Here is a 10,390-nt window from a genome sequence, read left to right on the forward strand (position 1 = left end):
ACCCTGGGACTTCGCGGCTTCGCCGTCGCCTGCGGCGATCCCAGGCCCGGGTCCGCCGCCGGACCAGCCTGCCACGACCCGTCAAGCGGCTACCCCACACATCCCGACCGCCCGCGGCGGGGCGTACAGGTAGGGGCCCGGCCGGGCAGCGGGACCGCACCCGTGCGGCGTAGTGACGGTGTGGCTTGAACGCGTCGCTCGGGGGGTGGTCGGGGTGGGGCGGAGACGCGCAAGGGGGGTGGTCGTGCGCCCCCGGAGTGCGCCCTCGTGCGACCGGTGGTTTGTTGCGGCGGGATGAAATCCGCAGCTCCACGTGTTGGGCTGTCCGGCAGGACAGGACGATACGGGGAGGCTCCACGTGGCGGCGGCAGAGACAGCCGGACCAGCACAGCACAGCACGGTGGCGGGGGACGCGGCGGCCGGAAGCGGTCCCGCGCGCGGCTGGGCCCGCCGGCTCGCCGGCTACACCTGGCGCTACCGCCGCAACGTCCTCCTGTCCCTCGGCTCCTCGCTGACGGGCATGGCCCTGATGGCCGTCGTCCCCCTGATCACCAAGGTGATCATCGACGACGTCATCGTCGGGCAGAGCAAGTCCATGACCCCCTGGGCCGCCGCGCTGGTCGCCGCCGCCCTCGTCGGGTACGTCCTGACCTACATACGCCGGTACTACGGCGGCCGGCTGGCCCTCGACGTCCAGCACGACCTGCGCACCGAGATGTACGACACCATCGCCCGGCTCGACGGCCGCCGGCAGGACGAGCTCTCCACCGGTCAGGTCGTCGGCCGCGCCACCAGCGACCTCCAGCTGATCCAGGGCCTGCTCTTCATGCTCCCGATGACCATCGGGAACTTCCTCCTCTTCGGCATGTCCCTCGGCATCATGCTGTGGCTCTCGCCGCTGCTCACCCTGATCGCCCTGGCCATCGCCCCCGCCCTGTGGTTCATAGCCAAGCGCAGCCGCGCCAAGCTCTTCCCCGCCACCTGGTGGGCCCAGGGCCAGGCCGCCGCCGTCGCCTCCGTGGTCGACGGGGCCGTCACCGGCGTCCGGGTCGTCAAGGGCTTCGGCCAGGAGGAGCAGGAGACCGACAAGCTCCGCGAGACCGGCCGCCGGCTCTTCGCCGGCCGGCTGCGCACCATCCGGCTCAGCTCCCGCTACAACCCGGCCCTCCAGGCGGTCCCCGCCCTCGGCCAGGTGGCGATGCTGGCCCTCGGCGGCTGGATGGCCACCCGCGGCCAGGTCACCCTCGGCACCTTCGTCGCCTTCTCCACCTACCTCGCCCAGCTGGTCGGCCCGGTCCGGATGCTCGCCATGGTCCTGACCGTCGGCCAGCAGGCCCGGGCCGGCGTCGAGCGGGTCCTCGAGCTGATCGACACCGAGCCGGTGATCGAGGACGGCACGACCGAGCTGCCCGCCGACGCCCCCGCCACCGTCGAGTTCGACAAGGTCTCCTTCGGCTACGACCCGGCCCGCCCGGTCCTCGACGGCCTCAGCCTGACCATCGCCCCCGGCGAGACCGTCGCCGTGGTCGGCGCCTCCGGCAGCGGCAAGTCCACCGTCTCGCTGCTGCTGCCCCGCTTCTACGACGTCACCGACGGCACCGTCCGGGTCGGCGGCCACGACGTCCGCGAGCTGACCCAGGACTCCCTGCGCGCCGCCATCGGCCTGGTCCCGGAGGACAGCTTCCTCTTCTCCGACACCGTCCGCGCCAACCTGGCGTACGGCCACCCGGAGGCCACCGACGAGGAGATCCGCGCCGCCGCCCGGGCCGCCCAGGCCGAGGGCTTCATCGAGGCCCTGCCCGACGGGTACGACACCAAGGTCGGCGAGCACGGCCTGACCCTCTCCGGCGGGCAGCGCCAGCGCCTCGCCCTGGCCCGCGCCATCCTCACCGACCCCCGGCTGCTGCTCCTGGACGACGCCACCTCCGCGGTGGACGCCCGCATCGAGCACGAGATCCACGAAGCGCTCCGCTCGGTCATGGCCGGCCGGACCACCCTCCTGATCGCCCACCGCCGCTCCACCCTGGCGCTGGCCGACCGGATCGCCGTCCTGGACCGCGGCCGGCTCTCGGACATCGGCACCCACGCCGAGCTGGAGCGCCGCTCGGAGCTGTACCGGCGGCTGCTGACCGACCCGGAGGCCCTGGCCGGCGGCTCCCCGGACCCGGCCGGCCAGGCCGCGGCCGGGCTGGACACGGCCGAGGCCGCCACCCTGGCCGAGCTGGAGCTCGAGCTGGACCTGGAGGCCGAGGCGGAGATCGACGCCGAGCCGGTCAGCGCCAAGCGCCGGGTCGCCGACGCCGTCACCCCCGAGCTGTGGCGGCGCGCGGAGGAGGAGACCCCCGCGGCCGCCCCCGCCGCGGGTGCGGCTCCCGCCGGCTCCCCGGCCGGCCCGCCGCACAGCATGGGCTCCGCGGTGGCCGGCATGCCCGCCACCCCCGAGCTGCTGGCCCAGGTGGCCGCGCTGCCGCCGGCCACCGACACCCCCGACGTGGACGAGGCCCGGGCCGCGGCGCCCGAGGACAGCTACGGCCTGCGCCGGCTGCTGCGCGGCTTCTGGGCCCCGCTGGCGGTCAGCCTCGGTCTGGTCGCGGTGGACGCCGTCGCCGGCCTGCTGCTGCCGGTGCTGATCCGGCACGGCATCGACGAGGGCGTCTCCCGGCTCGCGCTGGGCGCCGTCTGGGTGGCGGCCGGCCTCGCGCTGGTCGTCGTACTGGCCCAGTGGGCGGCCCAGGTCGCCGAGACCCGGATGACCGGCCGGACCGGCGAGCGGGTGCTCTACAGCCTGCGCGTCAAGATCTTCGCGCAGCTCCAGCGGCTCGGCCTGGACTACTACGAGCGCGAGCTGACCGGCCGGATCATGACCCGGATGACCACGGACGTGGACGCGCTCAGCACCTTCCTGCAGACCGGCCTGGTGACGGCCGTGGTCTCGGTGCTGACCTTCTTCGGCATCCTCGTCGCCCTGCTCGTCCTCGACGTCGAGCTGGCCCTGATCGTCTTCGCCACCCTGCCGCTGCTGGTGATCGGCACCATCGTCTTCCGCCGCCGCTCCGTGAAGGCGTACGAGCTGGCCCGCGACCGCGTCTCGGTGGTCAACGCCGACCTCCAGGAGTCCGTCTCCGGGCTGCGGATCGTGCAGGCCTTCCGCCGCGAGCGGGCCGGCGCCGAGCGGTTCGCCGCCCGCAGCGACGATTACCGCGAGGCCCGGGTGCGCGGCCAGTGGCTGATATCCGTGTACTTCCCCTTCGTCCAGCTGCTCTCCTCGCTGGCCTCGGCGGCCGTGCTGATCGTGGGCGCCGGCCGGGTCGACGCCGGCACCCTCACCACCGGCGCGCTGGTCGCCTACCTGCTCTACATCGACCTCTTCTTCGCCCCCGTCCAGCAGCTCTCCCAGGTCTTCGACGGCTACCAGCAGGCCACCGTCTCGCTGGGCCGCATCCAGGAGCTGCTGCGCGAGCCCACCCGCACCCCGCAGCCGGAGCGGCCCCGCGAGGTCGGCGCCCTGCGCGGCGAGATCGCCTTCGAGGACGTGCACTTCGCGTACGGCACGCCCGAGGAGGCCGACCGCAAGGGCGAGGCGCTGGCCGGCATCGACCTGCGGATACCGGCGGGCCAGACGGTCGCCTTCGTCGGCGAGACCGGCGCCGGCAAGTCCACCCTGGTGAAGCTGGTCGCGCGGTTCTACGACCCGACCGGCGGCCGGGTCACCGCCGACGGCACCGACCTGCGCGAGCTGGACCTCACCGGCTACCGGCACCGGCTGGGCGTGGTCCCGCAGGAGTCGTACCTCTTCGCCGGCACGGTCCGGGACGCCATCGCCTACGGCCGGGCGGACGCGAGCGACGCCGAGGTGGAGGCCGCCGCCCGGGCGGTGGGCGCCCACGACATGATCGCCACCCTGGACGGCGGGTACCTGCACCCGGTCGCCGAGCGCGGCCGGAACCTCTCGGCCGGTCAGCGCCAGCTGATCGCGCTGGCCCGGGCCGAGCTGGTGGACCCGGACGTCCTGCTGCTCGACGAGGCCACCGCCGCCCTGGACCTGGCGACCGAGGCGCTGGTCAACCAGGCCACCGACCGGCTGGCCGGCCGCCGCACCACCCTGGTGGTCGCGCACCGGCTGACCACCGCCGCCCGCGCGGACCGGGTGGTCGTGATGGACCGCGGCCGGGTCGTCGAGGACGGCACCCACGCCGAGCTGCTGGCCCTGGACGGCCGGTACGCCCGGCTGTGGCGGACCTTCATCGGCCAGGACGAGCGCGCCGCGGCCTGACCGCGGGAGGCGGTGGGCGCAGGAGCGTTTCTCCGCCACCCCGGTGCGGGATGCAACCAAGCCGTGCCCCCGCGCGTCCGAGGTAGGTACTGGCGTTCGGACGGTGAGGGGTCGAGGGTGTTTGCTTCCTGGGGAGGGGGCCGCCGGGGGGCGGCCAGGAGCGCGGGCGTCGCGCTGGCCGGCGCCGCGCTGCTGCTCGGCGGGGTCGGCGTGCCGGCCGCCCACGCGGCCTCCGGCTGCGCGGGCCGGCTGATGAAGTCCCTGCCCTTCAGCACCGGCACCGTCCAGGTCTACAAGACCCGCACCCACGCCTGCGCGGTGACGATCCCCAAGCGCCCGGGCGGCCGGCAGCAGATGTCGGTGAGCATCCAGCCGCGCGGCGGGGTGCCCGTGCGGGACAGCGGCAGGTTCACCCGGCTGGCCGGGCCCGTCACCGTGTACGCGCTCACCCGGTGTGTCTATGTGAAGGGTGCCGTGGGCGCCGGATCCGTCGAGTCGGGCTGGATCTTGTGCTGATCCGTCCCGACCGGGGCTGGTCAGCACCGCGTTGACCCCGCTAGGTTCACGGCGTCCGCAGTGAACTCAGGGGAGGGTGCATGCGCAAGGCGCTCAGATGGCTGCTGTCGCTCGTGGTGCTGATCGGCACCATGACGGCGGCCGGCGCCACGGCCGGGGCGGCCACCGCCGCCGGGCCGGGGAACGGCACAGACATCAAGGACCGGATCCTCGCGATCCCGGGGATCAGCCTCATCGAGGAGAAGCCGTACGACGGTTACCGCTTCTTCGTACTGAACTTCAAGCAGCCGGTCGACCACCGGAAGCCGTGGAAGGGCACCTTCGAGCAGCGCTTCACCCTGCTCCACAAGGACACCTCGCGCCCGACCGTCTTCTACACCTCGGGCTACAACGTCAACACCAGCCCGCGCCGGGCGGAGCCGACGACCATCGTCGACGGCAACCAGATCTCTCTGGAGTACCGTTTCTTCACCCCGTCGCGGCCCGCTCCCGCCGACTGGTCGAAGCTGGACATCTGGCAGGCCGCCAGCGACCAGCACGCCATCTACAAGGCGCTGAAGCCGCTCTACTCCAAGAACTGGATCGCCACCGGCGGCAGCAAGGGCGGCATGACCGCCACCTACTACGAGCGCTTCTACCCGCGCGACATGGACGGCGTGGTCGCGTACGTGGCGCCCAACGACGTCATCAACAAGGAGGACTCGGCCTACGACCGCTTCTTCCAGAAGGTCGGCACCAAGGAGTGCCGCACCAAGCTGGAGGGCGTGCAGCGCGAGGCGCTGGTGCGCCGTGACGCGCTCGAGGCCAAGTACGCCGCGTACGCCGCCGAGAACGGCTACACCTTCACCACCGTCGGCACCCTCGACAAGGCCTACGAGGCCGTCGTGCTCGACTACGTGTGGGCCTTCTGGCAGTACAGCCTGCTCGCCGACTGCGCCACGATCCCGGACGCCAAGACCGCGACCGACCAGCAGATCTGGGACTCGATCGACACGATCTCCGGCTTCTCGGCCTACGCCGACCAGGGCCTGGAGACGTACACCCCGTACTACTACCAGGCGGGCACCCAGCTCGGCTCCCCGGACATCAAGCAGCCCTGGCTCGGCAAGCTGAGCCGGTACGGCTACCAGCCGCCGCGCAACTTCGTCCCGGCGAGCATCCCCATGGCCTTCCAGCCGAAGGCGATGCACGACGTGGACCAGTGGGTCCGCCACAACGCCCGCCACATGCTCTTCGTGTACGGGCAGAACGACCCGTGGGGTGCGGAGCCCTTCCACCTCGGCTACGGCTCCCGCGACAGCTTCGTGATGGTCGCCCCGGGCGCCAACCACGGCGCGAACGTCGCCAAGCTGAAGGACGCCGAGAAGGCCCTGGCCACCGCCCGGATCCTCCAGTGGGGCGGCGTCGCCCCGGCCGCCGTCCAGGCGGACGCGGCCAAGGCCCGCCCGCTGGCGAAGCCGGACGCCAAGCTGGACCGCCGCGACCTCGAGCGGGTCTCGGCCCTGCGCCCGTAACACCGCCGCAGGTCCCGTCGTACCCGTGCCCCGTCCGCCCTCCCGGGCGGGCGGGGCACGGTCGTGCGCTCAGGAGTACGTGAGCCCGTGCCCGAGCGGGTAGCGGCCCGGCACCGGCACCGGGAGGCGGCCGGCCGGCCGCACCTCGCCGGCCAGCACCCGCGCCGCGGCGCGCAGTTCCACGTCCGTCCAGGCGTACGAGGCCAGGCTGGCGGCGCACTCCGGCAGCGCGGCCACGTCGTACGGGTTGCGCACCGCCAGCGCGACCACCGGGACGCCGGTGTCCACCAACGCCTGCACGAGCGTGCGCTGCGGACCCCCGGCACCGGTCACGTTGTACGTGCACACCACGACCGCGGCCGCCCGCCGGGCGGCCGCCACGGCCCCCGCCACGGCCGCCGCGTCCGGCTCCAGGCCGGTGGGCAGCGCGGTCGCGGTGAAGCCCAGCGCGGTCAGCTCCTGGGCGAGCACGCCGGTTGTCGGGCCGGTGGTGCCGGAGGGCGACAGCGGGTCCGCGCCGGTGACCAGCAGCCGGGGCGTGCGCTCCGGGGACAGCGGCAGCAGACCCCGCGGGTTGGCCAGCAGGGTGGTGGTGCCGGCCGCGATCGCGTCGGCCGCCGCCAGGTGTGCGGCGGTGCCCACCGCCGCCGGCACCCGGCCGGGATCGACGTACGGGTCCTCGAACAGGCCCCGCCGCCGCTTCAGTTCCAGGATCCGCAGGACCGATTCCTCGATCCGCTCCTCCGACAGCTCCCCGCCGCGCACCGCCGCCACCACGCTGCGCTGCGCCAGCTCCAGGTCGGGGGCGTTGAGCAGCTGGTCGCAGCCGGCCTTCAGGGCCAGCACCGGCACCCGGTCGTTCCCGTACTTCTGGCGCACCCCCGCCATGTCCAGGGCGTCGGTGACCACCACGCCCCCGAAGCCCAGGCGTTCGCGCAGGATGCCGGTCACGATCGGCCGCGACAGGGTCGCCGGGTCGCCCGACGGGTCCAGCGCGGGGAAGACGATGTGCGCGGTCATGACGGCGTCCACGCCCGCCGCCACGGCCGCGCGGAAGGGCGGCTCGTCCAGCCGTTCCCACTCCTCGCGGGAGTGCCGCATCACGGGCAGTCCGACGTGGCTGTCGGTCTCGGTGTCGCCGTGGCCCGGGAAGTGCTTGGCGGTGGCGGCGATCCCGGCCGCCCGGTAGCCCCGCACCTGGGCGGCGACCAGGGCGGCCACCGCCTGCGGGTCGGACCCGAAGGACCGGACGCCGATCACCGGGTTGGCCGGGTTGACGTTCACGTCCGCGACCGGCGCGTAGTCCTGGCCGATGCCGAGCGCGGCCAGCTCCCGGCCCGCGAGCAGGGCGGCCTCGCGGGCCCGGTCCACCGAGCCCGAACCCAGCGCGCCCGCGCCGAGCGCCATCGCGCCCGGGAAGAGGGCCGCCGGCCGGCCGATCCGGGCCACCGCGCCGTGCTCCTGGTCGACGGAGACCAGCAGCGGCACCGGCACGGGCAGCGCGAGGGCGGCCCGCTGGAGGCCGTCGGAGAGGTCGGCGACCTGCGCGGGGGAGCGGACGTTGTGCGCCCAGCCGAAGTAGACGACCCCGCCCACCCGGTACCGCTCGACCAGCTCGGCGGCGGTGCGCACGCCGAAGGCGGCCAGGTTGGCCGCCGCGTCCGCCTCGTCGGGCGCGGTGGCGGAGTGGCCGAAGACGCGGGTGACGAAGAGCTGCCCGACCTTCTCGGCCAGGTCCATCCGGCCGACCAGACGGCGCAGCCAGGGCGCCGGGAGGTCCGGCCGGTCCGGCGCGGCGGCGGCCGTGGCGGCCCCGGGCGTGACGGCGGCCAGCGCGGCCGCGGCGAGCAGGGTGCGACGGGAGGCTCGGTACACCATCCCGGCACGCTACTGCGGCCCCGGGGCCGGACCGCCGGGACACGCGGGCCGCGGGGCGCGTGGGCCGTCGGCGGGCTCAGGCCGGGGGCGGCCAGTGGGCGCGCAGGGTGGCGACGGTCTCGGTGATCGCGGGCCGGCGGGCCGCGCCGGTGCGCCACAGGGCGTACAGCCGGCGGACCGGGGCCGGTTCGAGGGGGACGGCGGTCACCTGCGCCGGGAGTGCGCCGGTACCGAGCCGGGGGACCACCGCGATCCCGAGGCCGGCCGCGACCAGCGCCACGATCGTGTGGTTCTCCTCGGCGACGTGCGCGATCTCCGGCTCGTGCCCGGCGGTGCGCAGGGTGCGCATCAGCCAGTCGTGGCACACCCGGCCGGGCGGCTGGCAGATCCACCGCTGGCCGGCCAGCTCCGGGCGGCGCACCTGCGCCCGGCCGGCGAAGGGGTGGTCCCGGTGCACCAGGAGGTCGCAGCGGTCCTCGCCGATCGGTGCCTGCTCGACTCCCTCGGGGGCGGGCAGCGGGGCGATGTCCCAGTCGTGCGCCACGGCCAGGTCGGTGACCCCCCGGGCCACCAGGTCCACCGACAGGTGCGGGTCCACCTCCGACAGCCGTACGTCCAGCCCGGGATGACGGACCGCCAGGTCGGCCAGGACGCCGGGCAGCAGGCCCCGGGCGGCCGAGGCGAAGGCGGCGACGGTCAGCCGGCCGCAGGGCTGCCCGCGGCGCTCCTCCAGGGTGGTCTCGGTCCGCTCCACGATCGCCAGCAGCTCCTGTGCGGCGGCGGCCAGGTGCCGGGCCTCGTCGGTGAGCGCCACGCCCCGGCCGCGGCGTTCGAGCAGGGTGGTCCGGGTCTCCCGCTCCAGCTTGGTGATCTGCTGGGAGACGGCCGAGGGGGTGTAGCCCAGGGCCGCCGCGGCGGCGGCGACCGAGCCGTGGACGGAGACGGCGTGCAGGGCGCGCAGCCGGGCCAGATCGAGCATGGGTCCAGCATAGGCAGCGCGGTGGATTCAGCAATGCTTCATCCGAAGGTGAAGCAATCCGTGCTGGTGCTTCACGGTCGGGGGATCGATGCTCGGATCATGCGTCCCGTACACATCGCCCTGGCCGTGCTCGTCGCCGCCGTGTGGGGCGTCAATTTCGTCGTCATCGAGATCGGTCTCGGCCACTTCCCGCCGCTGCTGCTGTCCGCCCTGCGCTTCCTGGTCGCGGCGCTGCCGGCGGTGTTCCTGGTGGGGCGGCCGGTGGTGGGCTGGAAGTGGATCATCGGGGTCGGACTGGCCCTGGGGGTCGCCAAGTTCGGCCTGCTCTTCACCGGCATGGCGCACGGCATGCCGGCCGGGCTGTCCTCCCTGGTGCTCCAGGTCCAGGCGGTCTTCACCGCCGTCTTCGCCGCCTTCGCACTGGGGGAGCGGCCGGGCCGGCTGCGGCTGGCCGGGATGGCGGTCGCGCTGGCCGGGATCGTGGTGGCCGGGGTCGACCAGGGCGCGTCGGGGCCGCTGCCGGCCTTCCTGCTGGTGGTCGCGGCCGCGGCCTGCTGGGGCGTGTCGAACGTACTGACCCGCAAGGCGGCCCCGAAGGACGCCCTCAACTTCATGGTGTGGGTGTGCACCGTCCCGGTGCTCCCGCTGCTGGTCCTGTCCCTGCTGCTGGAGGGCCCCGAGGAGGACCTGGCCGCGCTGCGGGGCCTGGACTGGAGCGGGCTGGGCGTCCTCGGCTACGTCGCGTGGGTGTCCACGGTCTTCGGCTTCGGCGCCTGGGGCTACCTGCTGCGGCGCTACCCGGCCTCGTCGGTGGCCCCCTTCTCCCTCCTGGTCCCGGCCTTCGGCATGACCGCCGCCGCCCTCTTCCTGGACGAGCAGATCAGCGGCCCGCGCTGGGCCGCGGCCGTCCTCCTCGTGACCGGCGTGGCCCTGACCTCCTTCGCCCCGGCGGCCCGTGCGTCCGTGGTCGGCCCGGGCGCCCGGGGGGTACCCGGCCTGCCGGTGGCGGCGGGAAGCGGGGGGCGCCGCTTGCCGGGGGCTTGAGGGGGGCGGGGCGGGGCTCCTGGGGCGGAGCCCCGCTGTACGCCTACCAGCCTCGCCGGCGATTGAGGCGACCGTCGCGGAGCGGCGGTGCGGGGGTCGGGGCGTAGCCCCGCCGTCCCCCGTACCAGCCTCGCCGGCGTTTGAGGCGCGGGGGCTCCGGGGGCGGCGCCCACCGGTTTCGGGAAG

General features: G+C 74.6%; 6 protein-coding genes. 4 read left to right on the plus strand and 2 right to left on the minus strand.

Annotated features, from left to right (window positions below):
• Positions 1-400 precede the first annotated feature (400 nt).
• From AB0O40_RS23730 to AB0O40_RS23740, 3 genes are all read left to right on the plus strand, one after another.
• Positions 401-4,273, plus strand: coding sequence for an ABC transporter ATP-binding protein (locus AB0O40_RS23730; RefSeq protein WP_365045160.1), 3,873 nt, complete (start codon positions 401-403; stop codon positions 4,271-4,273).
• Positions 4,274-4,390: 117 nt separating this feature from the next.
• Entirely contained in the window at positions 4,391-4,789 is a 399-nt protein-coding gene (locus AB0O40_RS23735; RefSeq protein ID WP_365045141.1) for a hypothetical protein, read from the plus strand.
• 80 nt (positions 4,790-4,869) lie between these two features.
• Positions 4,870-6,303, plus strand: coding sequence for a S28 family serine protease (locus AB0O40_RS23740; RefSeq protein ID WP_365045144.1), 1,434 nt, complete (start codon positions 4,870-4,872; stop codon positions 6,301-6,303).
• Between the two features lie 69 nt (positions 6,304-6,372).
• Here AB0O40_RS23740 and AB0O40_RS23745 read toward each other — a convergent pair whose 3' ends face one another.
• Together AB0O40_RS23745 and AB0O40_RS23750 are read right to left on the minus strand one after the other, a co-directional pair.
• Positions 6,373-8,181, minus strand: coding sequence for a glycoside hydrolase family 3 N-terminal domain-containing protein (locus tag AB0O40_RS23745; protein ID WP_365045146.1), 1,809 nt, complete (start codon positions 8,179-8,181; stop codon positions 6,373-6,375).
• Between the two features lie 76 nt (positions 8,182-8,257).
• Positions 8,258-9,160 carry a LysR family transcriptional regulator gene (locus tag AB0O40_RS23750; protein ID WP_365045149.1) on the minus strand — a complete coding sequence of 301 codons (903 nt, stop codon included), beginning with the start codon at positions 9,158-9,160 and terminating at the stop codon, positions 8,258-8,260.
• 99 nt (positions 9,161-9,259) lie between these two features.
• On the opposite strand from AB0O40_RS23750, the gene AB0O40_RS23755 reads away from it, so the two are divergent.
• Positions 9,260-10,204, plus strand: a complete 945-nt coding sequence (locus AB0O40_RS23755; RefSeq protein WP_365045152.1) for an EamA family transporter — start codon at positions 9,260-9,262, stop codon at positions 10,202-10,204.
• Positions 10,205-10,390: the final 186 nt, after the last annotated feature.

This window comes from Streptomyces sp. NPDC089919 (genome assembly GCF_040684615.1).
Lineage (GTDB): Bacteria > Actinomycetota > Actinomycetes > Streptomycetales > Streptomycetaceae > Streptomyces.

Coding starts and splice junctions, on each gene's coding strand:
- AB0O40_RS23755 (WP_365045152.1), top strand. CDS start 9,260: ATGCGTCCCGTACACATCGCCCTGGCCGTGCTCGTCGCCGCCGTGTGG.
- AB0O40_RS23750 (WP_365045149.1), bottom strand. CDS start 9,160: ATGCTCGATCTGGCCCGGCTGCGCGCCCTGCACGCCGTCTCCGTCCAC.
- AB0O40_RS23740 (WP_365045144.1), top strand. CDS start 4,870: ATGCGCAAGGCGCTCAGATGGCTGCTGTCGCTCGTGGTGCTGATCGGC.
- AB0O40_RS23745 (WP_365045146.1), bottom strand. CDS start 8,181: ATGGTGTACCGAGCCTCCCGTCGCACCCTGCTCGCCGCGGCCGCGCTG.